General features: G+C 62.8%; 26 protein-coding genes. 13 read left to right on the forward strand and 13 right to left on the reverse strand.

Going from position 1 to position 26,596, the window contains the following annotated elements; genetic code table 11:
• The first annotated feature begins 84 nt into the window (after positions 1-84).
• Complete coding sequence (locus tag I6E73_RS10510) at positions 85-1,584, forward strand: DEAD/DEAH box helicase (protein WP_197125425.1); 1,500 nt, start codon at positions 85-87, stop codon at positions 1,582-1,584.
• 279 nt (positions 1,585-1,863) lie between these two features.
• Entirely contained in the window at positions 1,864-2,502 is a 639-nt protein-coding gene (locus I6E73_RS10515) for a hypothetical protein (RefSeq protein WP_197125427.1), read from the forward strand.
• On the opposite strand, the gene I6E73_RS10520 is transcribed toward I6E73_RS10515, so the two are convergent.
• Genes I6E73_RS10520 through I6E73_RS10530 form a run of 3 tightly spaced genes read right to left on the reverse strand, consistent with a single transcriptional unit; the run spans position 2,491 to position 4,714 of the window.
• The gene (locus tag I6E73_RS10520; protein WP_197125429.1) at positions 2,491-3,444 is read right to left on the reverse strand and encodes an L-lactate dehydrogenase; all 954 of its coding nucleotides are present in this window, start codon (positions 3,442-3,444) and stop codon (positions 2,491-2,493) included. The genes I6E73_RS10515 and I6E73_RS10520 overlap by 12 nt on opposite strands.
• 29 nt (positions 3,445-3,473) lie before the next feature.
• On the reverse strand, positions 3,474-3,914 hold the full coding sequence (locus I6E73_RS10525; RefSeq protein WP_197125431.1) for a hypothetical protein: 441 nt from the start codon (positions 3,912-3,914) through the stop codon (positions 3,474-3,476).
• Positions 3,915-3,967: 53 nt separating this feature from the next.
• Positions 3,968-4,714: an NAD(P)H-binding protein gene (locus tag I6E73_RS10530; protein WP_197125433.1), complete on the reverse strand. Its 747-nt coding sequence runs from the start codon at positions 4,712-4,714 to the stop codon at positions 3,968-3,970.
• An 84-nt stretch (positions 4,715-4,798) separates the two neighbouring features.
• Between I6E73_RS10530 and I6E73_RS10535 the strand changes: the two genes are divergently transcribed.
• The gene (locus tag I6E73_RS10535) at positions 4,799-5,503 is read left to right on the forward strand and encodes a TetR/AcrR family transcriptional regulator C-terminal domain-containing protein (RefSeq protein WP_307784291.1); all 705 of its coding nucleotides are present in this window, start codon (positions 4,799-4,801) and stop codon (positions 5,501-5,503) included.
• Here the strand turns inward: I6E73_RS10535 and I6E73_RS10540 are convergent.
• The gene (locus I6E73_RS10540) at positions 5,500-6,672 is read right to left on the reverse strand and encodes a MalY/PatB family protein (protein WP_197125436.1); all 1,173 of its coding nucleotides are present in this window, start codon (positions 6,670-6,672) and stop codon (positions 5,500-5,502) included. The two genes, I6E73_RS10535 and I6E73_RS10540, sit on opposite strands and share 4 nt — an antisense overlap.
• Before the next feature lie 58 nt (positions 6,673-6,730).
• On the reverse strand, positions 6,731-7,597 hold the full coding sequence (locus tag I6E73_RS10545) for a PHP domain-containing protein (protein WP_197125438.1): 867 nt from the start codon (positions 7,595-7,597) through the stop codon (positions 6,731-6,733).
• Positions 7,598-7,630: 33 nt separating this feature from the next.
• Between I6E73_RS10545 and I6E73_RS10550 the strand changes: the two genes are divergently transcribed.
• Together I6E73_RS10550 and I6E73_RS10555 are read left to right on the forward strand one after the other, a co-directional pair.
• Complete coding sequence (locus I6E73_RS10550) at positions 7,631-8,644, forward strand: endonuclease/exonuclease/phosphatase family protein (protein ID WP_197125440.1); 1,014 nt, start codon at positions 7,631-7,633, stop codon at positions 8,642-8,644.
• 96 nt (positions 8,645-8,740) lie between these two features.
• A complete protein-coding gene (locus I6E73_RS10555; RefSeq protein WP_197125442.1) occupies positions 8,741-10,219 on the forward strand; it encodes an aminopeptidase P family protein in 1,479 nt (492 codons plus the stop codon).
• A 70-nt stretch (positions 10,220-10,289) separates the two neighbouring features.
• On the opposite strand, the gene I6E73_RS10560 is transcribed toward I6E73_RS10555, so the two are convergent.
• Positions 10,290-10,904 carry a general stress protein gene (locus I6E73_RS10560; protein WP_197125444.1) on the reverse strand — a complete coding sequence of 205 codons (615 nt, stop codon included), beginning with the start codon at positions 10,902-10,904 and terminating at the stop codon, positions 10,290-10,292.
• A 36-nt stretch (positions 10,905-10,940) separates the two neighbouring features.
• Between I6E73_RS10560 and I6E73_RS10565 the strand changes: the two genes are divergently transcribed.
• Genes I6E73_RS10565 through I6E73_RS10575 form a run of 3 tightly spaced genes read left to right on the forward strand, consistent with a single transcriptional unit; the run spans position 10,941 to position 13,909 of the window.
• Positions 10,941-12,272: a magnesium transporter MgtE N-terminal domain-containing protein gene (locus I6E73_RS10565; RefSeq protein ID WP_197107363.1), complete on the forward strand. Its 1,332-nt coding sequence runs from the start codon at positions 10,941-10,943 to the stop codon at positions 12,270-12,272.
• A complete protein-coding gene (locus I6E73_RS10570; protein ID WP_197125445.1) occupies positions 12,259-12,798 on the forward strand; it encodes a DUF1003 domain-containing protein in 540 nt (179 codons plus the stop codon). The genes I6E73_RS10565 and I6E73_RS10570 overlap by 14 nt, the downstream gene beginning before the upstream one ends.
• Positions 12,788-13,909: a P-loop NTPase gene (locus tag I6E73_RS10575; protein ID WP_197125446.1), complete on the forward strand. Its 1,122-nt coding sequence runs from the start codon at positions 12,788-12,790 to the stop codon at positions 13,907-13,909. Before I6E73_RS10570 ends, I6E73_RS10575 begins: the two co-directional genes overlap by 11 nt.
• 94 nt (positions 13,910-14,003) lie before the next feature.
• Here the strand turns inward: I6E73_RS10575 and I6E73_RS14785 are convergent, their stop codons facing one another.
• Complete coding sequence (locus I6E73_RS14785) at positions 14,004-14,126, reverse strand: hypothetical protein (protein WP_255528508.1); 123 nt, start codon at positions 14,124-14,126, stop codon at positions 14,004-14,006.
• Between the two features lie 72 nt (positions 14,127-14,198).
• Between I6E73_RS14785 and I6E73_RS10580 the strand changes: the two genes are divergently transcribed.
• The gene (locus I6E73_RS10580) at positions 14,199-15,113 is read left to right on the forward strand and encodes a LysR family transcriptional regulator (protein WP_197125447.1); all 915 of its coding nucleotides are present in this window, start codon (positions 14,199-14,201) and stop codon (positions 15,111-15,113) included.
• 34 nt (positions 15,114-15,147) lie between these two features.
• Positions 15,148-15,585: a GNAT family N-acetyltransferase gene (locus tag I6E73_RS10585; RefSeq protein ID WP_197125448.1), complete on the forward strand. Its 438-nt coding sequence runs from the start codon at positions 15,148-15,150 to the stop codon at positions 15,583-15,585.
• A 19-nt stretch (positions 15,586-15,604) separates the two neighbouring features.
• On the opposite strand, the gene I6E73_RS10590 is transcribed toward I6E73_RS10585, so the two are convergent.
• On the reverse strand, positions 15,605-17,095 hold the full coding sequence (locus I6E73_RS10590; RefSeq protein WP_197125449.1) for an aminotransferase class V-fold PLP-dependent enzyme: 1,491 nt from the start codon (positions 17,093-17,095) through the stop codon (positions 15,605-15,607).
• Positions 17,092-18,489, reverse strand: coding sequence for an MFS transporter (locus I6E73_RS10595; RefSeq protein ID WP_197110274.1), 1,398 nt, complete (start codon positions 18,487-18,489; stop codon positions 17,092-17,094). The genes I6E73_RS10590 and I6E73_RS10595 overlap by 4 nt, the downstream gene beginning before the upstream one ends.
• 60 nt (positions 18,490-18,549) lie before the next feature.
• Here I6E73_RS10595 and I6E73_RS10600 point away from each other — a divergent pair, with 60 nt between their 5' ends.
• Complete coding sequence (locus tag I6E73_RS10600; protein WP_197125451.1) at positions 18,550-20,112, forward strand: succinic semialdehyde dehydrogenase; 1,563 nt, start codon at positions 18,550-18,552, stop codon at positions 20,110-20,112.
• 29 nt (positions 20,113-20,141) lie between these two features.
• Here the strand turns inward: I6E73_RS10600 and I6E73_RS10605 are convergent, their stop codons facing one another.
• Positions 20,142-20,537, reverse strand: a complete 396-nt coding sequence (locus I6E73_RS10605) for a sec-independent translocase (RefSeq protein WP_197107371.1) — start codon at positions 20,535-20,537, stop codon at positions 20,142-20,144.
• Positions 20,538-20,599: 62 nt separating this feature from the next.
• Here I6E73_RS10605 and I6E73_RS10610 point away from each other — a divergent pair, with 62 nt between their 5' ends.
• Both I6E73_RS10610 and uvrA read left to right on the forward strand, forming a co-directional pair.
• Positions 20,600-21,232, forward strand: a complete 633-nt coding sequence (locus tag I6E73_RS10610; protein ID WP_197107372.1) for an O-methyltransferase — start codon at positions 20,600-20,602, stop codon at positions 21,230-21,232.
• 138 nt (positions 21,233-21,370) lie between these two features.
• Positions 21,371-23,839, forward strand: coding sequence for an excinuclease ABC subunit UvrA (gene uvrA, locus I6E73_RS10615; RefSeq protein WP_197125453.1), 2,469 nt, complete (start codon positions 21,371-21,373; stop codon positions 23,837-23,839).
• Between the two features lie 138 nt (positions 23,840-23,977).
• Here uvrA and I6E73_RS10620 read toward each other — a convergent pair whose 3' ends face one another.
• The 3 genes from I6E73_RS10620 to dapE all read right to left on the reverse strand — a co-directional run bounded on the left by I6E73_RS10620 (position 23,978) and on the right by dapE (position 26,570).
• On the reverse strand, positions 23,978-24,151 hold the full coding sequence (locus I6E73_RS10620; protein WP_197107374.1) for a DUF3117 domain-containing protein: 174 nt from the start codon (positions 24,149-24,151) through the stop codon (positions 23,978-23,980).
• Between the two features lie 92 nt (positions 24,152-24,243).
• Positions 24,244-25,491 (reverse strand): hypothetical protein, encoded by a 1,248-nt coding sequence (locus I6E73_RS10625; protein WP_307784292.1) that lies wholly within the window; start codon positions 25,489-25,491, stop codon positions 24,244-24,246.
• Positions 25,473-26,570, reverse strand: a complete 1,098-nt coding sequence (dapE, locus tag I6E73_RS10630; protein WP_197110277.1) for a succinyl-diaminopimelate desuccinylase — start codon at positions 26,568-26,570, stop codon at positions 25,473-25,475. The genes I6E73_RS10625 and dapE overlap by 19 nt, the downstream gene beginning before the upstream one ends.
• Between the last annotated feature and the right edge of the window lie 26 nt (positions 26,571-26,596).

The raw sequence follows: 26,596 nt of genomic DNA on the forward strand, positions 1-26,596 counted from the left end.
AAACTACGGGCATCCCCCCGACTCAGGAGGGGGTCCCGCGCCCCAGGTCAAAAAGGGCGCATCGCACCTAGACGGGCTTCATACGTGACTTTTTCAGAACTCAATATCGATCAGGACATGGTCGATGCTCTTGCCACCAAGGGCATCATCGAACCGTTCCCGATCCAAACTCAAACCATTCCTATGGGCCTCGCAGGCCAGGACATCATCGGTCAGGCCAAGACCGGTACCGGTAAGACACTCGGCTTCGGGCTTCCCGTGCTGCAGTCGCTCGGCATCGATCCTGAGCCCGGAGTAAAGGCACTCATTGTGGTGCCGACTCGCGAACTCTGTGTTCAGGTAGCTGAAGACCTCGTGCTCGCGGCATCCAACCGTTCGACCAAGGTTGCAGCCATTTACGGCGGCAAGGCATACGAAGGTCAGGTCGAACAGATCAAGGCCGGCGCCCAAGTCATCGTCGGCACGCCCGGTCGTTTGCTCGACCTCGCCAGTCAGCGCATGCTCTCGCTCAAAGACATCAAGGTCATGGTCTTGGATGAGGCAGACAAGATGCTCGACCTCGGCTTCCTCTCCGACATCGAGAAGCTGTTCGCGCAGACGCCTCCTACTCGCCACACCATGCTGTTCTCGGCAACGATGCCCGGCCCGATCGTGGCTCTCGCTCGTCGCTTCATGAACAAGCCCATCCACATCCGCGCCACCGACCCCGACGAGGGCCTGACGCAAAAGAACATCAAGCACGTCGTTTACCGTGCGCACAACCTCGACAAAGACGAGGTCATTGCGCGCATCCTGCAGTCTGAGGGTCGCGGCAAGACGGTTGTCTTCACGCGCACCAAGCGTGCTGCTGCCAAGCTTGTTGAAGAGCTGAACGACCGCGGCTTCAACGCTGCTGCCGTGCACGGTGACCTCAACCAAGAGCAGCGTGAGCGCGCCATGGCTGCGTTCAAGGCTGGCAAGAAAGACATTCTTATCGCGACGGATGTTGCGGCACGAGGCATTGACGTCAATGACGTCACCCACGTGATCAACCACACCATCCCTGACGACCACGACACCTACCTGCACCGTGCTGGCCGTACCGGTCGCGCCGGCAAGACCGGTGTTGCTGTCACGTTCGTGGACTGGGCAGACATGCTCAAGTGGACGCACATCAACAAGGCGCTCGAGATGGGCATCCCTGAGCCGACCGAGACCTACTCGTCGAGCCCGCACCTTTTCTCCGACCTCGACATTCCTGAGGGAACCAAGGGCCGCCTTCCTGGTTCGCACGCTCCGGCGGTGCGCACCAGTGGTGCTGCTTCGGGCTCCGGATCAGGGTCAGGCGGTGGCCGCGGATCACAGCGTTCAACCGACTCGTCACGTCCGCCCCGCAACCGCACGCGCTCTGGATCGGGTTCCGACTCCAATGCGCGTTCACGCTCGAGCGAGGGCGATTCTGTTTCCAGCGCACGCGCGGCTGACGACAACGTCCGCCCCGAAGGCGGCGGCACCCACGATGGTGGAGCCCCCGCCCGTCGCAAGCGCACGCGTCGCCGTCGCGGCGGAAACGAAGGCGCACCAACTGCGCCTCCGACCGCGTAGCGCACGCCGCCCGTCAGATTCATAAGAAAGCCCCACCTCGAGTGGGGCTTTCTTCGTGAGGGCACGGCGCACGCTGCAGCGGGCAATAGCTGCTCTCAGCGCGGTTCGCACAAGCACTGGTTTTATCGCCAGAACAGGCGCACAATAGAAAAAATGTTCCTCAGCGCACGGTAGCGAAGGAGGAGAACAATGCCGGTGCAACAGAAGAACTCTTCACCAGATTTCATGCCCGTTCTCTCTGCCGGGCGCCATCGTACTCCCCGCCGGGGCGGCTGCTTCATGGAGTTCGCCTCCTATCTTGCCGGCGAAAAATGGAGCGATCATCCTTCGTGCACTCATCCGGCGTTGGCCCTTCTGGCGCGTCTCGTGAATGACTGCACCGCCGACCACGACCGCTCTGAGCTCGTGGAGCTCATTCCGTCGGTGATTGGCATCACGAGCGATGATCCACGCCTAGCGCTTCGTATCGCGCTGCGTGCAGCAACGACCGCTCTGCCGATCGCCAGTGAAGGACGTCAGCGTGCTCTCGCCGTTGGCATCCTCTCGACACAGTCGCAACTGGCTGCATTCGAGCCCCTCCCCCACGACGATCTGAAAGATGCGGTTGCCTTCGCGTTCGCGCAAGCCCCAGCGGCTGAGTTCTGGGCACGCACGTTCAGTGCGGAGTGCCCCAGCGATCATCGCGCGCGCCATAGTCGTGAGGTGACGCGAATGGCCCAGGCGATCATCCGCACGTCCGTCATTGGCATCGCCTACGCGTGCTCCCCCAACGCTGACGCGCGGCTCAAAGCGCTGCTTCAGGATGCCATCGATGATTGCCGGATGCTCGTCGCCAGCACTGCCGCAGAGGCCACCGCCACTACGGCATCGCCGAAGCCTCGGACACGGTTGCGGGCGAGGTCGCTTCTACGGTCGTAGCGACTCCGCAACGCCACGAAGCGTGTTCGCCGACTCGGTGAGGAGGCGCAGTTCGGTCTCACTAAAGGTGGTTTCTTTGATCGGTGCCGCCCCGGCTGCGCTCACGATGCAGGGCACTGACAGTGCGACACCGCTGAGTCCATGGAAGTCAGTGAGCACGGGAGCAACCGGCATGACGGAGTGCTTGTCACCAAGGATCGCTTCCACGATGTGGGCGGTCGACAACCCGATCGCATAGTTCGTCGCGCCTTTGCCTTCGATGACCTTATAGGCGGCGTTGCGGACGCCGTCGGCGATGTCGTCGAGTTCGGCTTCTGTCATGCGGGGGTGGCCATCGCGTTGCCATTCCAGAATCGGCACGCCACCGATGGTGGCGCGTGACCACAGCGGAAACTCTGAGTCACCGTGTTCGCCAATAATCGACGCGTGAACGCTAGAAGGTGAGACACCAGCGCGCTCGGCAAGCTTCCAGCGCAATCGCGAGGTATCGAGCACAGTGCCAGACGCAAAAATACGCTCCGGCGGCAGGCCCGACTGCTCTTGCGCGAGCACCGTGAGCACGTCACAGGGGTTGGTCACGATGACATAAATCGCGTCAGGCGCGACCTCCATCAACTGCGGCATCATCGAACCGATAATGCGCGCGTTGACATCAGCAAGTTCGATGCGGGACTGGCCGGGATTCTGCTTCGCGCCAGCGGTGATCACCACAACGTGCGAGCCCTTCACGACCGAGATGTCGCTCCCGCCCATGATCTGACTCGACCCCGTGAACTGGGTGCCGTGGGCAAGGTCAAGCACTTCGGCATCCACCTTTTTAGTGGCAATGTCGTACAGCGCAATCTGTCGGGCAGACCCTCTGATCAGCGCAGCGTAGGCGGCACTAGCCCCCACGCTTCCGGCTCCAACAATGGTCAGCTTTGAGTTCTCGACAAGGCTCATGCGATTAGTGTCCCACGACTGCCCGCGACCTACGCTCGAAACTCAGAGAGAAAAAGCACGAGTTGGTAGACAGGAACCAAGCCCGCCGCGAGAGCGCACAAACCAGCCACGATGCGAAGCTGCCGCACGCGTCTTTCCATCTCCTTAGCTGGTTCATAGACAGCCTCATCCGTCATCTCCCCAATCTCAGTCCGAGGTTTGTACAGACTGAGATTGCTTGATTCATCAAGCGTTATGGAAGCCGCACGGCGCGACAGCACACGAGCGGTCGCGAACGAAAGCACTGCGGCTCCCAAGAGCACTACAGGCCAGTAAGCAGAAAAAAAGACGATAATCAGAGGTCCAGGTGCTTGCATGACTAAGAGCGCAATGCCCACCACTTGGTAGACAACAAAAAATACAACGATAAGAACAATCGCGGTAGCGCCAAGGAGAAGATTCCTCGCCGCATGCTTTAGCGCATTTCCCATTCGCTGATCATGACAAAAAAACAGCCTTTTGTGGCGACTTCTCGGCTACCCGTCTAGATAAGGTCTGCACGCGCTGACGAGGCGTGGACGAGAGCGGACTCGCTGCGGCATCCGACAATCGCTGGCGCTTGCCCGATGAGGGCGTCATTGGCGATTGCCTCCACCATGAAGAGGGCGAAATCGGTGCGGCGCGTGAGGTTACTCTCCAAGATCGACGAACCGACGGCGGAGCTCCAGACGGGCAGGCCCTCGCTCTCTCCCTCTTCGAGATCGCTCCCGCGCACGAGCGTCCACTGCGTGTTGCTCGCGAAGATCTGTTCAGCGGCGCGGGTCTGGTCAGCGATGTCGACGGCGCGCACCGCCTTCGCGAGCCAGGATGCGATGGCCACCGTCGCGAGGAAGCGTCGCGAATAAACGTCGGCTGCACTCGCTCTCACATGCCAGCCGCACGAGAAGATCAGTCGCGCCCCCACCGGAGCGAAATCCATGACGGCTTGAGCGGTGCGCGACGAATAATCTCGCACGCCCCACGGCGCAAGAACCGTCAATACGGCGGTGCAGCCCACGACCGCTCGCTCAATGACGCTGCGATCAGAGGTCTCCCCCGGTATTACCGTGATGCGATCGCCGAAGTGTTCAAGCTTCGTCACGCTCTTCGGGCGGCACACTCCCACGACTTCATAACCGCGTTCAAGTGCGTGAACTGCTAAATACTGGCCGAGCTTGCCGGAGATGCCAACGATGCACACGCGCTGGCGTGCGGCCGGGGTTGCTGGACGACTGTTTTCGGAGCTGGTCATGGTTTCCTCTCGAATTAACCTTACGCCGTAAGATTACCTTACGAAGTAAGATAGTCAATACCTCATACGACAAGGAGCAGCCGAGTGGCAGACAAGAGCCGAACGCGCACCGCCAAGAAGCGCCCACCGATCACGCGCGAAGCCGTGCTCGCCGCCGCCCTCGAGCTTGCCGATGCAGAGGGCTCCGCTGCTCTCACGATGCGCAAACTCGCCGATCGCATCGGCGTAGAAGCAATGTCGATTTACTACCACGTGCCCAACAAGGATGCGATCCTCACGGGTCTTGTCGATTTGGTCTTCGGAGAAATCGAACTCCCCGCCACCGAACACGGTTGGCGGCGGGCCATGCACGACCGCGCCGTCTCCACCCGCAACGTGCTCGTGCGCCACCGCTGGGCTATCGGGCTCATGGATTCACGCCGAGACCCCGGGCTTTCGACACTGCGTCACCACGATGCCGTCATCGGCGCCCTGCGAGCCGGCGGTTTTTCCATTGCCGGTGCTGCCCATGCCTTTTCCGCGCTCGACAGCTATATCTACGGTTTCGTGCTGCAAGAACTCAGCCTGCCCTTCGAGACGTCTGAGGAGCTCGCCGAGGTCGCCGACGGAATCGTCACCGAGATGCCGGCAGGCGAGTTTCCGCATCTCACCGAAATGGCCGTTCGCCACGCGATGCTGCCCGGCTACAGCTACGCCAACGAATTTGAGATCGGCCTCGACCTCATCCTCGATTCACTCGAACAGCGCCTGCCCCTCCCGGGTTGGGGCGAGGCGGCCGCAAGCGACTAGGCCGTCATCGCCGCAGCAAGCTGCGCAATGATGCGTTCCAGAATGGAGCGCGACGTTGCGAGGTTCACCCGAATGTGGCCAGCCCCGACAGCACCGTAGCCGACACCACCATTGACCCGGATGCCCGCCTTCTCACCCAGCATTTCCGCCAGTTCTGGCTCGTCAGAGTAGGCGCGCAAGTCAAGCCAGGACAGGTAAGTGCCCTGCATCGGAGCCATGCGTGCCTCGGGCAGCAGTTCTGCGAGCGCCGCCCGCGCATACTCGATATTGCCTTCTATGTACTCGCGCACTTCGCCGAGCCACGGCTCGCCACCGAGGTACGCGGCGGTGTTGAGGCGCATTCCGGGGGTGCTGGCACCGTGTGACGCCATCCAACCGATGGTCTCCCAGAGGGCACGGTCGGCGTCGTTGCTCAGGATAATTTGCGCACACTTGAGCCCGGGCAGATTGAAGGCCTTCGACGTGCTGGTCGCGGTGATCGCAACGCGTGCTCCGGCATCCGAGACGCTCGCCAACGGCACGTGCTTCGTGCCGAACAGCGTGAGCGGCGAGTGGATCTCGTCGCTGAAGACACGAGCCCCATGAGCATCGGCGACATCGGCGAGCGCCGACAACTCATCAGCCGTGAAAACCTTGCCGGTGGGGTTGCCGGGGTTAGCGAGAACGAAAAGGTTCGCGCCCGCAGCGAAGTGACGAGCTACGTCGTCGAGGTCAATTGAGAAACTGCCGTCTTCGCCGCGCAGCATGGGCGACTCAATGAGCTCGCGGCCGAACATTTTCGGCAGCATGAGGAATGGCATGTACGCGGGCGTCGGCACGATCACCGGCGCACCAGGCTTGCTGAACTCAAGGATGGCAAGCTCTAGCCCCTTGATAACGTCAGCGAGCGGGTGAACATCTGCGGCATCCACGTTCCAGCCGTATTGCTCGTGGTGCCATTTCGCGGTTGCCGCGCTCATCTCAAGAGCAACTGACTCATTCGGGTACCCAAACTCAAGGCGCTCGGCGATCAAGGCCCATTCGTCGAGCACAGCAGGTGCCGTGCCAAAGTCCATCTCGGCAACGCCGGCACACAGCAGTTCGCCTTCGGGTGCAGTCCATTTGTTGCTGCCGCGGCTGCGGAGCAATTCGGGGGTGAGGGCGTTCCACTGTTCGGCGTTGCTGGTCATGCTGTCTCCTACTCGGCGGGGTGATGCGTGTGCGCTGGCCTGTCCGGCCACGCAGTCGTTAGGCAGTGGTGCCCGCGATGAACGGCTTCGAACCGGTCGCACGGGCAATGAGTTTGTCGAGCACTTCGGGGTCAGTCGTGTTCTCGGCCAGACGGTTGGGTTTGCCTTCGCCGTGATAGTCACTCGACCCGGTGATTTCGAGCCCGAATTTCTTCACGACGGTCAGCAGCCATTCCTTGCCCTCGTCAGTGTTATCGCGGTGGTACACCTCAAGACCGAAGAGCCCGTTGTCGACGAGTTCGCGAATCACCGCGTCATCCATTGATCGGTATTTTCCGTGGGCGGCCGGATGCGCGAGCACGGGCACTCCCCCGGCAGCGACGATCATCTTCACGCCCTCGAGCGGACTCGGCGCGTAGTACTTCTCGTAATATCCGCCCTGCCAGTGCAGGATGCTCTCGAACGCAGCACTGCGGTTGGCAACGTGCCCCTTGCGCACGAGCGCGTCGGCGATGTGCGGACGCCCCAGCGTTGTGCCATCCGACGACTCGGCGAGCACGTCATCCCACGTCAAGTCGTAGTCGAGAGAGATCTTCTCGACGATGCGCTCGGCACGACGAAGCCGACCATCACGAATGCGTGCCGTTTCGGTCACGATGGTGCGATCGAGCGGATTGAACAGGTACGCGAGCACGTGAACGCTTGCTGGCCCAAAGTTGGTGCTCAACTCCATGCCCGGAATCACATTGATTCCCGAGACGGATGCCGCAGAAATCGCCTCCTGCCAGCCAGCGGTGGAGTCGTGGTCGGTGAGCGCTACCGTGCCGAGCCCAGCGCGGGCGGCAGAGCGCACCAGCTGGGTAGGGGTTTCGGTACCGTCGGACACGGCACTGTGAGTGTGCAGGTCGATCGGTGTGTTGAGCATTATGCAAGCCTATTGCTCTAGGCTCAGGTCGCTATGATTCAACGCTTTCTTGCGGCGATCTTTATACTCGCCACCGCAGCCGCCCTTATTGTCGCGGCCTGGCCCCAACTGTTCTCTCTTGAGCAGACGGTTGGCATTGCCCAGGTGGTTTCGTTGCGCGGACTCAGCGCTGCCGCGGCCTTCATCGCTGTGCTGGCGTTGACGCTCATTGCCCTCTTGTCGGCGCGGATGCACCGCTTCGCGGCATCCCTCGCTGTGGTCACTCTCGCCTTTAGTGCGCTCAGTCTTGTGGTGTTGGCGACTCGTGGTTTCGGCAGCCCGGGCTTTGAGACGAAAGCAGAAGGCGACGTGACCGTGTTGTCGTGGAACACTCTCGGCGACGCTCCCGGGGCCGAAGCGATTGCCGACCTCGCGCTAGAAAATGATGCCGACATCGTGGCGTTGCCCGAAACCACCCGAGAATTGGGCTTTGAGATTGCCCAACTGATGGCAGCAGCCGACCGACCGATGTGGGTTCACACGGTTGCCTACGACCAAATCTCGAAGTCACGATCAACAACCGTGCTCATCAGCGTTGCTCTGGGCGAATACGACGTAGACCTGCAGGCGCGCACCACCTCAACGCTGCCGAGTGTCGTCGCGATTCCTCAAGACCCCGCCAATCCCACGATTGTGGCCGTGCACGCCGTCGCCCCCGTACGAGGCGAGATGACGAACTGGCGCACCGACCTCGACTGGCTGGCCGAACAGTGCCGCGCAACCAATGTCATCCTCGCTGGGGATTTCAATTCGACCCTCGACCACTACGCGTCGCTCACTGATGGCGCAGACTTTGCGCTCGGTAGTTGCACGGATGCCGCGTCCACGACCGATAACGCCGCCATCGGCACCTGGCCAACCCAGTTGCCGTCGCTCCTGGGCGCTCCCATCGATCATGTGATGACCACAAGCGAGTGGACCACGACGGGGATGCGCGTAGTCGAGTCTCATGATGGGTTCGGCAGTGACCACCGCCCTATTCTCGCGAATCTCTCTCGCACTCAGTAGCCGCCCAGCCTGAGCGCCGACTACCCCGCAATCAGGCGAACACTGAGGGACCCTCTCGATGGTGCGTTTTACCGTGCAACGAGAGACACTAGAGGTATGGCAGATACTTCGACACCCAGCCCCCGCGCGACCTCCAACCGTTCTACAACTCCGCAGTCTTCGGGCTTCGCTGAGTACATCTCTTCGGGGTGGGCTGAGCGCGTTGACGCCGAGGTCACTCCCCGCGAGCAGTCTGCTTTTGCTGCTGCCCGCCGCGAGCGCCTCTCGCAACTTCATGTCGGCCAGCGCCTCATCATTCCGGCAGGTGCCGCCAAGGTGCGTTCCAACGACACCGACTACCCGTTCCGTGCCCACTCCACCTTTGCGCACGTCACCGGGTGGGGTTCGGATGTTGTTGCCGGCAGTGTTCTCGTGATGGAACCAACCGCTGATGGTCATTCGGCCACCCTGTACTTCCGTCCGACTGCAGGCCGTGACACGAGTGAGTTCTACGCAAACCCGGATGTCGGAGAGTTCTGGACCGGACCGCGCCCCTCTCTCGACAACGTCGCCACCGATCTCGGCCTTGCGACTCTCCCGTTGGTGGAGTTTGAGGCAGTGCTCGACAGCGTCGACGCCTCGACTGTGATCGTGCGCGACGCCGACCGCGACGTCACCGACCAGGTTGATGGCCGCCGTCTGCTCGCCGCCGATTCTGAAGCTCTCGAGCATGACGGTGACGACGAATTGAGCCGCGACCTGAGCGAGCTACGCCTCGTCAAGGACTCCTACGAGGTCGCTGAAATGCGCGCCGCCGTTGATGCCACGCAGATGGGCTTCAACGACGTCATCGCTGACTTGTCCAACATTGTGGAGCACACCCGCGGCGAGCGCCTCGTAGAGGGCACCTTCAACCGTCGCGCCCGCGCCGAGGGCAACACGGTCGGCTACGACACCATTGCCGCTTCTGGCCCGCACGCGTGCGTCTTGCACTGGACCCGCAACGATGGTCCGGTCAATGCCGGCGACCTCATCCTGATCGACGCCGGTATTGAGCTCGACAGCTACTACACGGCCGACATCACGCGCACCCTGCCCATCAGCGGCACCTTCACCGAGGTGCAGCGTCGCGTATACAACGCGGTGTTGGAAGCGGCAGATGCGGCGTTCGCTATCGTGCGCCCCGGAATCAAGTTCCGCGACATCCACGCCGAAGCAATGCGGGTCATCGCTGAGAAGACCGCCGAGTGGGGCTTCCTGCCTGTCTCCGCCGAAGAGTCGCTGCAGGCTGACAAGCAGTTCCACCGCCGCTACATGGTGCACGGCACAAGTCACCACCTCGGCATTGACGTGCACGACTGCGCTGCAGCCCGTCGCGACATGTACCTTGATGGCGTGCTGGAGCCCGGCATGGTCTTCACGATCGAGCCCGGCCTCTACTTCCAGCCCGACGATCTCACCGTTCCCGAGGAATACCGCGGCATCGGCGTGCGCATCGAAGACGACATCGTCGTTACCGAAGACGGTGCCGAGAACCTGTCGGTGAACATCCCACGAACAGCGGATGCCGTAGAAGCGTGGATCGCCCGCTCCTAGTTGTGTAGGCGCGCGTCAGCCAATCGAGGCGCGCGCCACCGCAGCACTGCGAGTAAGCGGCGCCTGCCCGCTATTTGGCGGCGTTGTCTGAGCGTTCGGTATCGGAGCCTTCGGCATCCGACTCAGTGCTCTCGCTGCTCTCGACCGTTCCTGAGGGAGTCGGCACGTGCGGTGCTGCGTGTACGCCATGCGCGCTGGCAGCCGTGCCCAGAATTGTGTGAGCCTTGGCGGTGAGGCCGGGAGCGATGATGATGTCGTAGTGCTCGGCAAGCAGTTGGGAGCTCGCCGCGTAGTCGCGACGCTTGCGCATGATCGAGTAGTTGACGACACCGAAGATCATGCCGATTCCAGCACCGGCCACGATAGCGGCAAAGAAGATGCCGATCTGCTGCGTGCTGAAGGGCGAAATGATCGTGGAGATCAGTCCGAAGAAGAGTCCGAGCCAGGCACCGCTCGTAGCACCGGAGAGTGCGGCACGACCATAACTGAGGCGGGCAGTGACCACTTCGACGGTCGTGAGCTCGCGACCGACGATCGCGACGCCTTTGATATCGAACTCTGCTTTGGCTAGTTGGTTGATTACGGCTTGGGCGTCGGTGTAGCTGGCATACCGGCCAAGTACGTCTCCGCGGGGCACGCTCGTCTGAAGAGGTGCGCGGCGGGAAAATCCACTGAAGTTACTCATCGGTTCATTCTCCCATGCAGGGGTAGGGTTTTACTTGTGAGCACCTCAAGAGTATTCGTCGCCCGATTGGTGGGCTGCTCAATTTTCGACCCCAATGGCGACCGCGTGGGCAAGGTCCGCGACGTGCTGGTCGTTGAGCGCGGCGATGCGAGCCCTCGCGTGGTCGGAATGATCGCTGAAGTTCCCGGTAAACGCCATGTTTTCTTGTCGATTGGTCGCGTCACGAGCATTGGCTCCGGCCAGATCATCACCACGGGTCTTCTGAACTTGCGCCGCTTCGAGCAGCGCGGTGGCGAAATCCGTGTCATGGCTGAGCTATTGGGCCGGCGCGTGTCGATGCGCGATGGCTCTGGCGAAGCTCAAATCGAAGACGTGTCGATCGAAGAGGTCGACATTGGCGAGTGGGAAATCAGCCAGCTGTTCTTGCGTCGCCCCAAGGCCAGCGGTTCACCGCTCTTCGCGAAGGGCCCCACCGATTTCGCGGCCTGGGATGAGCTGAAGCACAACACGCACGAGGGCGAAGCACAGTCGGCCACTCAACTGGTTGCGAGCTTCTCTGACCTGCTGCCTGCCGACCTCGCGAATGCCATGCTCGAACTTCCCATGCAGCGCATGATGGAAGTGGCTGAAGAACTTTCTGACGATCGCCTCGCTGACGTGCTCGAAGAGATGCCCGAGAACGAGCAGGTTGCTCTACTCAATAAGCTCGACGACGATCGTGCGGCTGATGTGCTCGACGAGATGCAGCCGGATGACGCGGCCGACCTCATCGCTCATCTCAGCGATGAGCGCGGCGAGACACTCCTCGATCTCATGGAGCCCGAAGAAGCCGAAGATGTGCGCTTCTTGCTCAGCTACGCCCCCGATACGGCAGGTGGACTCATGACCACCGAGCCCATCATTGTTTCTGCTGACGCCACTGTTGCTGAGGGCCTCGCCCTCATCCGCCGTCACGACCTTGCCCCGGCGCTCGGTGCCGCCATTTGTGTCACGCTGCCGCCCTATGAGCCGCCGACAGGTCGCCTGCTCGGCATGGTGCACTTTCAGCGGATGCTGCGCTACCCACCCAATGAACGCTTGGGTGCCCTGATCGACCAATCGCTTGAACCGGTACGCTCGTCCACGACTGCCGCAGAAGTGTCGCGCATTCTCGCGAGTTATGACCTCGTGTCAGTGCCCGTGGTCGATGACAACCATCGCTTGCTCGGGGTGGTGACCATTGACGACGTGCTTGACCATCTGCTTCCCGATGACTGGCGAAGTACCACCGACGAGTCGGCGAGCTTCGACGACACCTCTACGAGACCTCTAACCATCGTTCAGCAGAAAGAAATTCGCGCAGGGAGGGCACCCCGTGGCACTAGCTAAGCGGTCATCTCGATCACAGCGCAATGAACAGCGCCTCGATACCCCTAAGGGTTTGCGCAGCGGTTTTGGCATGTTCCAGAGCCGCGACCGCATGGGCCGCTACTCCGAAGCTTTTGCTCGCGGCATGGGCACCCCCTGGTTCCTGGTGGGGCTCTCCGCTTTCGTAGGCGTTTGGTTGATTTACAACACAAGCGCGCCTCTGGATGCGCAGTTTGACCCGCGCTCCACCAACTTCACCCTGCTCACGCTCATCCTGTCGCTGCAGGCCTCCTACGCTGCGCCCATGATTCTGCTCGCCCAGAACCGTCAAGATGACCGCGACCGCGTGCAGATTGAACAAGACCGTCAGCGTGCAGAACGCAACCTCAACGACACCGAATACTTGGCACGCGAAGTTGTTGCGCTGCGCCTGGCCATGACTGACCTCGCCAGCAAGGACTTCATTCGCGCTGAACTTCGTGGTCTGCTCGAAGAACTCGAGAAAGACGACGACGCCGACGCCGACACGGAGAACCGTGAACGCTGAGCTCGAAGCCGCGGTACTTACCTCCCTCGCCTCGGTGATCGACCCCGAGATTCGGCGACCCGTGACAGAGCTCGACATGATCTCTGGGGTTTCTGTCGACGACGCTGGTGCGGCATCCGTGGGTCTGACGTTGACGATTGTCGGATGCCCGGCCGCGACCTCCATCGAACGTGACGTGCGGGAGGCTACCGAGCGTGTGCCCGGCATCACGGCGGTGACCGTTGACGTGTCGATCATGTCGCCGGCGCAGCGCACTGCTCTCACCGAGAAGCTGCGCAAGGGCAAGCCCAAGACGATGCAGTTCGGGCCAGATTCGCTCACCCAGATTGTGGCTGTGACAAGTGGCAAGGGTGGCGTCGGCAAGTCGACGCTCACCGCGAACCTTGCGGTCTCGATGGCCCAGAGCGGCCTGCGCGTCGGAGTGATCGACGCCGATGTGTTCGGCTTCTCGATCCCGGGACTCCTGGGTCTGCACGGCGCCAAGCCCACTCAGGTGGGCGAGATGATTTTGCCGCCTGTCGCCTATGACGTGAAGGTCATCTCGATCGGCATGTTCGTCGAAGAGAACACGGCAGTTTCGTGGCGTGGGCCCATGTTGCACCGCACGATTCAGCAATTCTTGACCGATGTGTTCTTCGGCGATCTCGATGTGTTGCTGCTCGATCTGCCTCCCGGCACCGGCGATGTCGCTATCTCGCTCGGGCAATTGCTGCCGCACTCCGATGTGGTTGTCGTGACGACTCCGCAATCGGCCGCCGCCGATGTTGCTGAACGCAGCGGCCTCGTTGCGCGCCAAACCGGTCAGCGCGTGATCGGTGTCATCGAAAACATGGCAGGTCTCCCCCAGCCCGACGGCAGCGTGCTCGAACTCTTCGGCTCTGGTGGTGGGGCGGATGCCGCAGCCAAGCTCTCCACGCCAGACGAGCCGGTCTCGGTGCTGGCCTCGATCCCTCTCAGCATCGCCCTGCGCGAAGGTGGCGATTCCGGGGTGCCCGTAGTGATCGCGGCTCCCGAGGATCCGGCGGCTCAGGCCATCACGGCTCTTGCCACGACTCTCCGTTCGCTCAAGCGCAGCGTTGCCGGCCGCAAGTTGGGGCTCAGCCCCCGCTAACGCTGCGCCCCGATTGCGCGCTAATTCGCCCCGTTAACGCAAAAACACCACAGCAGTAATTGCTGTGGTGTTGCGTAAACCGGCTGGCGGTTGGCTACGGCATGGTGTTGTAGCGACGGGTGGGCACGCGACGGTATCCGTCGGTTGCAACGGCACGCAGGGTTGCGGCGATACCGGTTGCAGCTAGTGCCGCGATGATGATGATTTCGAAGTTCATGTCTATAGTCTGGCCGTGACCAACCTTTTAGAACAAGATGATCTTCCTTATCTAACCTTGTAGAGTAACTACATGGATATTCGGCGCTTGGAGTTGCTTCGCGAGCTGGCCGACCGTGGCAGTATTACCGCGGTCGCCAAGGCGACGATGCGCACGCCATCCGCGGTGTCTCAGCAGCTCAAAATTCTGGAACGCGAGGCCGGAATCCCTCTTACCGAGCGCGTAGGTCGCGGCATCGTGTTGACGTCGGCCGGCCGAGCGCTCGCCCACACCGCGGCCGATGTGGCTACCGCGATCGAGAAAGCCGAAGCGCTGTGGAACGACTTTCGAGAGTCCCCACGCGGCGACGTCACCATGACCATCTTCCCTACCGGCGGCGAGATGCTGCTGCCGGGGCTGTTTCACGCCGTGAATCGGCAGCCGGGGCTCACCCTGAGCTGCCACGACCAAGACTCTGTGCTCGAAGATGTCGCCAACCTCACCGCCGACTACGACGTTGTCGTCTCCGACTCGCCTCACGTACTCCCCGCCTGGACCGAGCGGGGGCTCGCTGTGGTTCCTCTCATGCGTGAGTCTCTGGATGTCGCTCTGCCCGAAGATCATCCGCTCGGCCGCAAGACGGCGCTCACCCCCGCCGACCTTCTCGACGAAACGTGGATTGGTGTGCCATCCGGCCTGCCATTCGACCGCATCCTCCGACGAATCGAAGCGGCAAACGGCGCCCCCGCGAAGGTTGCCCAGCGCCTGACGGACAACAGCATTGTTGAAGCTGTCGTGGCTGCGGGGCACGGCATCGCCATCCTGCCGCGCTTCACGACCCGAGACCGCGAAAACGGTCTCATCACCCGCCCCCTCAAAGGTGTTCCCTCGTCGCGCCTCATCTCGGCGCTGCTGCGCCCCGACCGCGCCGAACGTCCCTCCGTGCGTGCGATCGTCAAGGCCCTCGTCGATGAGGCGACGCGCTTCGAACGTGAGCACACGGTCTAGCGCCGCCGCGCATCCGCCCGCTTAGAATCACGGAGTGGAATACTCGCTACGCCCCAGCACCGCGCACGATCTCGACTGGTTGCTTGACCTTCGCACAGTCGAGCTTCGGGCCGACCTCGAACGCCACGGCATCTTCGACCCCGTGCGGGTGCGCACCTGGATGAGCGATGCCTTCGCACCGGAGAACACCCAGATCATTCGGGTCGCTGGCAACGATGTCGGCTCGATTAGCGTGCGCCACGAACCGGATGCCCGCTGGATCGAACACTTCTATCTGCCCTCGCGCCTGCAGGGGCACGGCATCGGCAGCCAGGTTCTCGCCGAAGTGCTCGCCCGGCCAGACCACCGCCCCTTTCGCCTCATGGTGCTTCAGGGCAGCGCCGCGCTGCGGCTCTACGCACGACATGGCTTCACGCCCTACGACGAAGACGATCACGACGTGTGGCTGACGCGACCCGCCTCCGTCTCGTAACGCTCGAAGCGACGGCGCCCTACTCGGTCGGCTCGATCAGTCGCGCGAGCAACTCGACAAGCAGGCGTTCGGTGAGCGGTGCCGGCATCGCGGCGATGAGAGCCAGCAGCGGCGCCATCCGGTCGGGAAGTCCCTGGTCGCCAGCACCGATGCCCAACGCGCCGAGGAGGCCCGCTGCGGTCACCGAATCGAGGGGTGCGGCATCCGCATCACCCAACGCTGCGAGCGCCTCAGCGGGCAACGTGGCCAGCACAGCTTCGGCAGAGACCGCAGGCACGCCGCGCACTTCGTCTGCCGCCGCCCGCAGCGCCGCGCTCAAGTCGTCGAGCACGTTAGCGGTCACGGGAGTCACCGTGAGGTGGGTCGTGGCGGGCAGCATCGTCCCATCACCCTGCACGAGTGAGGGCTGCAGTTGCAGCAAGAAGCCGTGCTCGCGCGTCTGGTCGGCCCAGTGGTGCGGGTCAACGCGACGATCAGCAGCAACGGAATCATCGGATGCGATAGCCAACAGCGGTCCGACCGGGTTGCCCACAACGCGGAGGCCTTCAATCTCGCCAATCACGTCGCGCAGGGCCTGAGTGGACCGCGCACACGACTCGGAGAGCTCGGCGAGCCCACTCGTGCCGAGTGCCTGAATAATCGCCCACGCAGCCGCGAGCGGCCCCGCCGACTTCGAGCCCAAGATGGTGGGGTTGACGATCGGGTAACCCGGCCACTGCGTTGTCGCAAAGTATTGCGTGCGTTGGCGGTCACGACCGCGCTGCAAGATCACCGAGGCGCCCTTGGGCGAGTAGCCAAACTTGTGCAGGTCGGCGCTGATGCTCGTGACGCCCGGTACTTCGAAGTTCCAGGGCGCGACGCCCTCCCAGAACGGCAGAACCCAGCCGCCGATGCAGGCATCAACATGACAGGCGATTCCGCGCTCGGATGCCGCAGCAGCGACCTCAACGACAGGGTCCATCGCGGCGTGCGCATAGCTCGGAGCTGAGACCACTACGAGCGCAACATCGTCGCCCATGCGTGCAATGAGATCGTCCGCGGCAACGTCGCCGCCCGGCCCGACCGGCACGAGGTCGAGTTCTAGGCCAAAGTAGTGTGCTGCTTTCTGGAACGCCGCATGCACCGTCACAGGAGCCAACAACCGGGGCATTCCCGTCCGCGCCGAAGCGCCCGTTCCCCGCCACACGTCGCGCGCCGTCTTGACGGCCAGCAGGCAACTTTCGGTGCCGCCCGTAGTGACGGTGCCGACGACATCCTCATCGCCACCAAGCAGGTCGCGAGCAAAGCCGAGCACTTCGCGTTCCATGACGGCAACCGAGGTGAAGGTCGTCGGGTCGAGGCCGTTGACGGGCTGCACGGCACGAATGGCGTGCGCCGCAAGTTCGTCGAGCTCCGCGAGGCCGGAGTCGTAGACATACGACAGCACATGCCCGCCATGGGTGGGAGCATCCGCTTCGCGTAGCGCGTTAAGGCGCTCAAGAATATCGGCGGGCTGGTGGTCGAACTTCATCGGGTCTCCTGATCGTTCGAAGTGGTGGTTGGGCCACTTGTGGGGTGTGGTTCGGCATCGGCATGGTCAATGTCGCTGCGGCGCAACGGGTAGCGCCTAAAGGTCAGCAGCGAGAGGCCGATGATCACGGCGGGCACGATGCTGAAGCTGATGATGATTCCGGCGATGGCCGAATCGGGCTGGGCGACCGTCTGATTGGCGACGGATTCGAGGTAGCCGGATGCCGCGAGCACGGTCGTGAGCACGGTGGCACCGAGTGCCATGCCGGTGGTTTCGCCCGCAGTCCACACGCCGCCAAAGGTGCCGGCCGAGGCGAGCTTGTGGCGACGGGAGTCGTGGGAAATCACGTCGGGCAGCATCGACATCGGCAGTGCTTGCATTCCCGCGTAGCCTGCTCCGGCGAGCGCGACGGGGGCGTAAATCCACGCACCGGGCGCCCACAGCTGCGGCACGATCAGCAGGGCGCCGAGACCATAGCAGGCGGAGGCCCACACGAAGGCGCGCTCTTTGCCGATGCGGCGGGAGATGGCAGCCCAGACCGGAGCGAAGAGCAGCGCTGGCCCGATGAGCGAGACAAAGAGGATCGCAACACCGGTGCCGAGCACCCAGGTGGCGACGTATTGGGCACCGGCCAGCATGACTCCGGTCGCGAGCCCCTGCAGTAGAAACGTCAGCAGCAGGGCGCGGAACGGTTGGCTGCGTTTGAGCGCGGCAACTCCGGCGCGATACGTCTCCACGATCGATACGGTCGGCGTCACCGACATCGTGCCGGTGGGCGCCGAGAACGAGGAGATGACGAGCGAGACGCCCATCAGGGCGGCCGCAGAAAGTGCCATAACGAGATAGCCGAGCCGTTCATCCGCAAAGGCATCACGAATCTCGGGCGCCCCCGCACCGAACAGCAAGATCGCCACCGTGAGCACGACGACGCGCACCGCGAGCAACCGCGTGCGTTCGTCATAGCTGCGGGTGAGTTCGGCGGGCAGGGCGATATACGGCACCTGAAACAGACTGAAAGCCGTTGCCGTAGCGACAAAGGCAATGAACACCCAGATGCCCGACGCAAGCGGGCCAATACCGGCGGGCACCGCAAACGTGACAACAAACAGAATCGGCAAGAGGATGGCGCCCACGAGCATGGCCGGTCGCCGAGTGCCGCGGTGAGCCAGACTGCGGTCGCTGCGGGCACCGATCACGGGATCGATGATCACGTCCCACACTTTGGCTGCGGTGACGAGGATGCCGGCGGCGAGCGCGGCGATCCCCAGAGTGTCGGTCAGGTAGTACACGAGCACAAGCCCGGGCAAGGCACCAAAACCCCCGGTGCCGAGCGAACCAATGGCATAAGTGGCGATGGAGCTTCGGGTAAGAGCTCGCGGCGCTGCGGTCGTCATCTTCGTGAGCCTAGCGCTTTGCTCAGCCGAAATTGTGGCGCGCGGTCGTAGTGTTGAGTTATGTCGCCACACACAGTCACTTCGCTCATCGGGTCTCGTCGCCGCGACACTCTCGTCGCCCAGCTGCGGTGCACCACTTCCGACACGGCCACCGTGATTGTCCCCTTCACGGGCAAGGCCCTGCATGAGCTGCCGCAGAGTTCGACCCGCGATGTTCGGGATGCCGCGACATCCGCCCGCCGAGCGCAGCGCGCCTGGCAGTCCGCCGGCTTTGCCTACCGTCGCCGCGTGCTGCTGCGCGCCCACGATCTGCTGCTGGAGCGCAAGGATGAGCTTCTCGACCTACTGCAAACCGAGTCGGGCAAGACGCGTGGTCAAGCGTTCGAAGAGATCTTTCAGGCCGCTACAATCACGCGCTACTACGCCGTTTCTGCCGAGCGGGTGTTGGCCACGAAGCGTCGCCGAGCGGGTATTCCGCTGCTGATGTCGACGCGCGTCAGCTACTCCCCCAAGCAACTCATCGGTGTCGTCACGCCGTGGAACTACCCGATCGCACTCGGGGCAATGGATATCGTTCCGGCCCTCGCTGCCGGCAGTGCCGTCATTCAAAAGATCGACAATCAGGGTGCGCTCTCGATGCTCGCAACCCGCGAGGCCTACATTGACGCGGGCGTCCCCGCCGCCGTCTGGCCGATTGTGGCGGGCCCCGGCGATCAGGTCGGCAACGCTGTCGTCGATAACAGCGACTACATCTGCTTCACGGGCTCAACGCCCACCGGCACCAAGGTCGGTAAGCGCGCCGCCGGGCGTCTCATCGGCGCCTCCCTTGAGTTGGGTGGCAAGAACCCGTTGCTCGTGCTCGGTGACGCCGACCCGGTGCAGGCCGCTGAGGATGCCGTCTACGCCTGCTTCGCCTCCATGGGCCAGCTGTGCGTCTCCATCGAACGCATCTACGTGCACAAGTCGATCGCAGCGGAGTTCAGTCGCGAGTTCGCCACGCGTGTGAAGGCGCTCACTCAAACCTCTGCTCTCGACTATTCGGGAGACGTGGGCTCACTCACGTCGCAGGCTCAGCTCGAGCGCGTCCAGGCGCACGTGGAGGATGCCGTCACAAAGGGCGCCACCGTGCTCGCTGGTGGTGTTCCCCGCCCCGATCTCGGCCCCTACTTCTACGCTCCGACCGTGCTGACGGATGTCACCGCCGAGATGGAGTGCTTTGCGAACGAAACTTTCGGCCCGGTCGTTGCTATCACGGCTGTCGAGAGCGATACCGAAGCAATTGACCGCGCCAACGACACTGAGTTCGGGCTCAACGCCTCGATCTTCAGTGGCTCCATCGCCCATGCGCGCCGCCTTGCCGATCGCTTGGATGCGGGCAGCGTCAACATCAACGAGGGCTACCGCGGTAGCTTCTCGAGCGTCGATGCGCCGATGGGTGGCATGAAGCACTCCGGGCTAGGACGCCGCAATGGGCCCGAGGGCATCCTGCGTTTCGTGCAATCGCGCACGGTCTCGCAGTCGAACGGCATTCTGCAGTTGCCTCGCTCGGGCGCCGAATTCGCGGCAATGGCTGGCCTCATGGTGACGCTGTTGGGCGTGCTGAAGTTGCTGCGCCGCCGCTAACCGCGGCTGGTCGTGAGGGAGATGGGGAGCTAAGTAGCTTCGTTATCGAAGGGCGCGACTTCGCCGGCCTTCAGTTCAGCTTTGAGTTGCGATTGGCGTTCAGCGAGCGCTGCTTGCCGTTCGGCATAGGCGGCTGAGCGCGGGGGCCGCACTTTAACGGGCGGCGTCTCATCTTCAAGCAGGGCATCGCGGATGATGCGACGCGGGTCGTACTGGCGCGGGTCAAGCTGCTTCCAGTCGATGTCGTCGAAGTCGGGGCCCATCTCTTCACGCATGCGATCTTTAGCGCCATTGGCCATGTCACGCAGCGAGCGGACGAGGCGTGCGAGTTGCGACGCGTAGTAGGGCAAACGGTCGGGGCCAAGCAAAAAGACAGCGATGATCCCAATGATCAGCAGTTTGTCGAATGTGAGACCGAAGGACACCCGTTTAGCTTACCGGTGCCTTCGCTCGCTGCGTCTACAGTTGACACAGCGATAGGAGCAATGTGTCAGACAAGCAGTTGAGTTGGAAGTACGCCGAGGAGTTCGTCGTCGAACCCCCAGAGATCGCTGCGGCGCGCGTGCATTCCAGTGAGCTGGGAATCGAAGCGGTGAGCCCCGCCGTCGGCGCCCAGTTGGCGTTGCTTGCTGCCGCTACCGGCGCCAAGAGCATCATCGAAGTGGGCACCGGTGTCGGCATTAGTGGACTCTGGATGCTCGCCGGCAGCCCTGGCGCACTGCTCACCACTATCGACTCCGAGATCGACCACCAGCAGGTTGCTCGCTCAGTCTTTGCTGAGGCAGGCATTCAGGCGAACCGAGTGCGCCAAATCGGCGGCAGGGCATCCGAGGTTCTTCCTCGCATGAACGAGTCAAGCTACGACCTCGTGTTTATCGATGCCGACCCACAGTCAGTGATCGAGTATGTCGAGCACGGCCTGCGCTTGGTGCGCCCCGGTGGCGTTGTGGCTGTCGCGCATGCCCTCTGGCGCGATCGTGTTCCGGATCCCGCGCAGCGCGATGCCACGGTTTCGAACTTCCGTTCGCTGCTCAAAGAGATTTCTCAGTCGACCGCCGTGATCAGTTCGTTGATCCCCGTCGGCGACGGGCTTTTGCAGCTCACCAAGCTCAGCGACTAACGCGCTCAGCGAACGCTCACTCGGCGTTCAGCATTGTGTCCGTACTGTGGATGAACAATCGCCACCCTGTACGTACACGACAGAGCGCGCGCTGCCGAGGAACTTGGGGTCTCCGCACGCCGTGAGAACGGAGCATCCATGAACAGCAATGATCGTGACGGCTGGGTTCGCGTTCGAGGGGCCCGCGAAAACAACCTCGCCAACATCGACCTCGATGTGCCCCGGGATTGCATGGTCGCCTTTACCGGCATCTCCGGCTCGGGAAAGTCCTCCCTTGCGTTCGGAACGCTCTACGCCGAGGCTCAGCGCCGCTACTTCGAGTCGGTCGCGCCGTATGCACGCCGACTACTCAATCAGGTCGGCGCTCCGGACGTCACCGACATCACTGGTTTGCCCCCGGCGGTTGCGCTTCAACAGCGCCGCGGAGCGCCCAGCTCGCGCTCGAGCGTCGGCACAATCACCACACTCTCCAACCTGTTGCGCATGTTGTATTCCCGCGCCGGCACGTATCCCGCTGGTGTCTCGCACTTGTCTGCCGAAGCGTTCTCGCCCAACACGGTAGCCGGCGCCTGCCCGCGCTGTCACGGTCTTGGCGTGGTGCATGACGTCACTGAGGACCTCCTCGTTCCCGATGACTCTCTCTCGATTCGCGACGGTGCAATCGCTGCCTGGCCCGGCGCCTGGCAGGGCGCGAACCTCAAGAGCATCGTCAACGGCCTCGGCATCGATACCCGCGCGCCGTGGAACTCGCTCAGCCGCAAGGATCGCGACTGGCTGCTGTACACCGAAGAACAGCCCTCCATCTTTATCCAGCGCGAAGAGGGTCGCATCGATCACGGTTACAACGGCAAGTTCTGGAGCGCCCGCAAGCACATCATGAACGTGCTCTCGCAGTCCCAGAGCGAGCGGATGCGCGAGCGCGCGCTTCGCTTCGTGCAGAGCATGACGTGCCCCGAGTGTGGCGGCAGCGGTCTGCAGGCGAACGCCCTCTCCGTTACCTTCGCGGGGCTCAGCATCGCCGAACTGAACCAGGTGCCGCTCACCGCTCTCGCGGACCGATTGCGAGAAGGCATGGGTCGGGCTGATTCCGAAAGCGAATCGTCCGAAGGCAACGAGGTTGCACATCGCATCGGCGATGACGTGATCGCCCGCGTGGATGTTCTTCTCGACCTTGGCTTGGGGTACCTCAGTCTGGGTCGCAACTCCACGACCCTCTCCCCCGGCGAAGCCCAGCGCCTGCGCATCGCTACTCAACTGCGCTCCGGCCTCTTCGGGGTTGTCTATGTGCTCGACGAGCCCTCAGCGGGACTGCACCCGGCGGATGCCGCACCGCTATTGAAAGTGCTCGACCGTTTGACGGAATCCGGCAACTCTCTCTTCGTCGTGGAGCACGACCTTGACGTCATTCGGCGTGCCGACTGGATCGTCGACATCGGTCCCGGTGCTGGTGAAGGCGGCGGGCAGCTCGTGTACTCCGGCCCCGTTGACGGCCTCAAGGATGTGCCCGAATCGGTCACCGGCCGCTATCTCTTTCCGCAGCAAGCGCAGCCGCTGCGCGAGGTGCGCACCCCGGAGTCCTGGGTGCGCCTCGACAAGGCGTCGCTGCACAACATCCGCGATCTCACCGTCGACTTTCCGCTTGGCGTGATGACCGCCGTGACAGGCGTGTCAGGGTCGGGCAAGTCAACGCTCGTGACCCAGGTACTCGCGCAGGCAGTGCGCTCTCATCTCGGTGCGGCTCCGGATGACGCCACCGAAGCGGATGACCAGCCGCACGACCTGACGCTCGAAGACACCACCGGGCTCGACTCTTTCGATCGTCTCGTGCTCGTCGACCAGCGCCCCATCGGACGCACCCCGCGCTCGAACCTCGCGACCTACACCGGAATGTTCGATGTTGTTCGCAAGCTCTTCGCGGCAACCGACGAAGCTCAGAAGCGCGGGTATACCGCGAGCCGGTTCTCCTTCAACGTGGCCGGCGGACGCTGCGAGACCTGCCAGGGCGAGGGCTTTGTCTCGGTCGAACTGCTGTTCCTGCCCGGAACATACGCTCCCTGCCACACCTGCCACGGGGCGCGCTACAACGACGAAACGCTCGAAGTCACCTACCTTGGCAAGAACATCGCCGAAGTACTGGGCATGACCGTCAACACCGCCGCAGACTTCTTTGCCGGATCCACCTCGGCGCTGCGCAGCCTCGACACCCTGCGCGATGTTGGCCTCGGCTACTTGCGTCTCGGCCAGCCAGCCACAGAACTCAGCGGTGGAGAAGCGCAGCGCATCAAGCTCGCGACCGAGCTGCAGCGCGCCCGTCGCGGCCACGCGCTCTACCTACTCGACGAACCGACGTCGGGGCTGCATCCTTCCGACACCGAGCTTTTGCTCGCCCAGCTTCAACAACTCGTGGATGCCGGCAACACTGTCGTGCTTGTCGAGCACGACCTCGCTACCATTGCTGCCAGCGACTGGGTAATCGACTTGGGGCCGAGCGGCGGAGACAAGGGCGGCACGATCGTCGCCACAGGAACCCCCCGCGAGGTTGCCGCGGGCGACGGCGCGACAGCGAAGTACCTCAGCGAGTGGATCGGTACCCGAGCAGCGGGCTGACCACAACCAGCGCGGGCTAACCACAACCATTGCGCGTTAACCACAAAACACCGAACACGAAGTGATCGCGTTCGGTGCTGTGTGTCGACTAGCTTCACGCTGTGAGCGTGGGCCGCCGATTAAGGCTGAGAAGGAAAGCTAGGCGGGAGTAACAACACCCGCGAGTGCGTCGTGCAATTCTTTTGCTTCATCGTCGTTTACAGAAACAACGAGACGACCGCCGCCTTCGAGAGGTACACGCACGACAATAAGTCGGCCCTCTTTGACAGCCTCCATCGGCCCGTCACCGGTCCTCGGCTTCATGGCTGCCATAGATAGTCCCCTTTCATCGGTACTACGTTCTATTATCCAGCAAAGACCGCCGATACTGAAACTCTGTCGAGTCATTAACCCCAGGGGTACCCCTAGGGCGGGGTCCAGTCATAGCCATCCACCCACCACGCGAGGTGGATCCAGGCCCACTGTCCTGCAATGCACGCCGCGAGGAGCAGTCCGCGATACACCCGCGACTGCGGCAACGCGAGAGCGCCCGCCAGCGGGAACATGGGCATCAGGAGACGGAATGTGCTCGATTGCGGAAAGAATACGGCCAACAAATACAGCGCATAACTGGCAACCCACAAGCGCAGATCTACCCCGAGGCGTCGCGCAGGATTCGTGAAAAGAAAAACGAAGAAAGCGAGAACACCGGCGACGAGCATCACGAGTAATAGCCACTGCGGCATCCACCACCACTGAGCCCAAAATTCGGCCCCTTGGATCCAGGCCGCGAACGGTACCAACTCGCCGTACCCGACGTAGGGCGCCCGCCACGCGAGCTCGGTGTCGGTGTACGCCGTCAGCGACCCCGTGGTCACCGCTGCGATGAGCAGCCAGGCAAAGCCCATCACGAGGCTGAAGGCAGTTGCCGAGAGTGCAGCAATGCGCTCGCGCAGCGAAAAGTCTTCACTGCGGCGAACCCACCAGCGATAAACCACGTGTAGTCCGAGCGCGAGCGCAAAGGCCAAGCCGCTTGGGCGGGTGAGGGACATGACCGCGATCACCGGCAACAGCATCCAGTATTGGCGCTTCATCAGCCAGTAGAGCGCCAAGGTGAGCAAGAAGAGATGCATCGACTCGGCGTAGGAGACCTGCAGGATGGCCGAGAGTGGCGCGAAGCAGAAGATGGCGACCGCGAACAGGGCGGTGCCAGCGGGTAACACAAGGTGCATCACGCGGTAGAACAGCAGTGCGGCCCCCAGCGAGAACGCGACGGAGACGATGACGCCCGCCACGGCGAAGTCGAGCGTTGTCAGCGTCATGACGAACCGCACAACGGCGGGATAACCGGGCATGAAAGCCCACGCATTCTCGGCGACGTGACCGGCGTCGGTCAGCGGCAACTCCGAGGGATACCCGGTCAGCGCAATGATGTAATACCAGTGGCCGTCCCAGATTCTCGCGAACGAGAAATAGTCGGGGGCAGGGCCCGTCCACGGGTTTTGCCCTTGGATGGATGCGAACCACAGCAGCAGCGAAGTCGTCACGACCCGCGAGGCAGCAAAGATCGCGATAACGGCGATCCACCAGCGCTCGGGAGCAAGTATCGCGGTTGTTGCGCGGCGCACCGTCGAGGCGAGCGAGCTGGTGGAGGCTAGCGAGCCGTCAGCCACGCCCGCAGTCCCTGCTCGCACGCCACGATCTCACTGGTGGCGACGCGCTCGTCGTCGGCGTGGGCGCGCAACGGGTTACCGGGGCCGTAGTTCACGGCGGGAACGCCGAGTTCAGCGAAGCGTGCCACATCGGTCCAGCCATACTTCGGGGCTGCTGTGCCACCGACCGCGGCGAGGAAGTCACGGGCGAGCGGAGCATCCAGTCCGGGGCGTGCGCCGCCAGCAAGGTCGGTGACTTCGAACTCGAAGCCGGCAAAGACCTCACGCAAGTGCTGGATCGCTTGCTCGGTACTGCGGTCGGGGGCGAACCGAAAGTTCACGGTCACCGTCGCAGCATCCGGAATCACATTGCCCGCAACACCACCGGTGATGCCGACGGCGTTGAGGCCCTCGCGATAGACGAGGCCATCAACCTCGTGCTGCTCGGGCTCATAGGCGGCCAGAATGGCGAGCACGGGCGCTGCCGCGTGGATGGCGTTCTCGCCCATCCAGGCACGCGCAGAGTGTGCGCGCAGCCCCGTGAGCGAAATGTCGATGCGAGCGGTGCCGTTGCAACCGCCCTCCACTGTCGCGTTCGAGGGTTCACCGATAATCGCGAAGTCACCCGCCATCAGGTCGGGGCGGTTGCGCGCAATGCGGCCGAGGCCGTTGAGGTCGGCGGCGACCTCTTCGTGATCGTAAAAAATCCAGGTCACATCGACGGCGGGGTCGGTGAGTTCTGCCGCCAGTTTGAGAGCAATCGCAACGCCGCCCTTCATATCAACGGTGCCGCGGCCAACGAGGTGTTCCTCACCGTCGATCATCTCGAGGGTCGTTGGCAGGTTCTCGTTCACGGGAACCGTATCGAGGTGCCCGGCGATCACAACGCGCTGCGCCTTGCCGCCGTTCGTGCGGGCAACGACAGCATCCGCATCCCGAATCACTTCAAGGTGGCTGAACGCCTTGAGGGCCGTCTCTACGGCATCCGCGATGCGCTGTTCGTTGCCAGAAACCGACTCGATATCGCAGATCTGGCGGGTAAGGTCGGGGCTTGACGCACCCAAATCGAGCACGGGAACGGTGAGATCGGTCGCAGGCATGCACCCAGTGTAAGTAACCTTGATGC

Origin of the sequence: Salinibacterium sp. SWN248, from assembly GCF_015864575.1 — a bacterium.
GTDB lineage: Bacteria > Actinomycetota > Actinomycetes > Actinomycetales > Microbacteriaceae > Rhodoglobus.

Bases quoted from the DNA above. Each gene is read 5' to 3' on its own strand.
- I6E73_RS10515 (WP_197125427.1), top strand. From the start codon at position 1,864: ATGGAGTTCGCCTCCTATCTTGCCGGCGAAAAATGGAGCGATCATCCT.
- I6E73_RS10520 (WP_197125429.1), bottom strand. From the start codon at position 3,444: ATGAGCCTTGTCGAGAACTCAAAGCTGACCATTGTTGGAGCCGGAAGC.
- I6E73_RS10525 (WP_197125431.1), bottom strand. From the start codon at position 3,914: ATGGGAAATGCGCTAAAGCATGCGGCGAGGAATCTTCTCCTTGGCGCT.
- I6E73_RS10530 (WP_197125433.1), bottom strand. From the start codon at position 4,714: ATGACCAGCTCCGAAAACAGTCGTCCAGCAACCCCGGCCGCACGCCAG.
- I6E73_RS10540 (WP_197125436.1), bottom strand. From the start codon at position 6,672: ATGACCAGCAACGCCGAACAGTGGAACGCCCTCACCCCCGAATTGCTC.
- I6E73_RS10545 (WP_197125438.1), bottom strand. From the start codon at position 7,597: ATGCTCAACACACCGATCGACCTGCACACTCACAGTGCCGTGTCCGAC.
- I6E73_RS10550 (WP_197125440.1), top strand. From the start codon at position 7,631: ATGATTCAACGCTTTCTTGCGGCGATCTTTATACTCGCCACCGCAGCC.
- I6E73_RS10555 (WP_197125442.1), top strand. From the start codon at position 8,741: ATGGCAGATACTTCGACACCCAGCCCCCGCGCGACCTCCAACCGTTCT.
- I6E73_RS10560 (WP_197125444.1), bottom strand. From the start codon at position 10,904: ATGAGTAACTTCAGTGGATTTTCCCGCCGCGCACCTCTTCAGACGAGC.
- I6E73_RS14785 (WP_255528508.1), bottom strand. From the start codon at position 14,126: ATGAACTTCGAAATCATCATCATCGCGGCACTAGCTGCAACCGGTATC.
- I6E73_RS10580 (WP_197125447.1), top strand. From the start codon at position 14,199: ATGGATATTCGGCGCTTGGAGTTGCTTCGCGAGCTGGCCGACCGTGGC.
- I6E73_RS10590 (WP_197125449.1), bottom strand. From the start codon at position 17,095: ATGAAGTTCGACCACCAGCCCGCCGATATTCTTGAGCGCCTTAACGCG.
- I6E73_RS10595 (WP_197110274.1), bottom strand. From the start codon at position 18,489: ATGACGACCGCAGCGCCGCGAGCTCTTACCCGAAGCTCCATCGCCACT.
- I6E73_RS10600 (WP_197125451.1), top strand. From the start codon at position 18,550: ATGTCGCCACACACAGTCACTTCGCTCATCGGGTCTCGTCGCCGCGAC.
- uvrA (WP_197125453.1), top strand. From the start codon at position 21,371: ATGAACAGCAATGATCGTGACGGCTGGGTTCGCGTTCGAGGGGCCCGC.
- I6E73_RS10620 (WP_197107374.1), bottom strand. From the start codon at position 24,151: ATGGCAGCCATGAAGCCGAGGACCGGTGACGGGCCGATGGAGGCTGTC.
- dapE (WP_197110277.1), bottom strand. From the start codon at position 26,570: ATGCCTGCGACCGATCTCACCGTTCCCGTGCTCGATTTGGGTGCGTCA.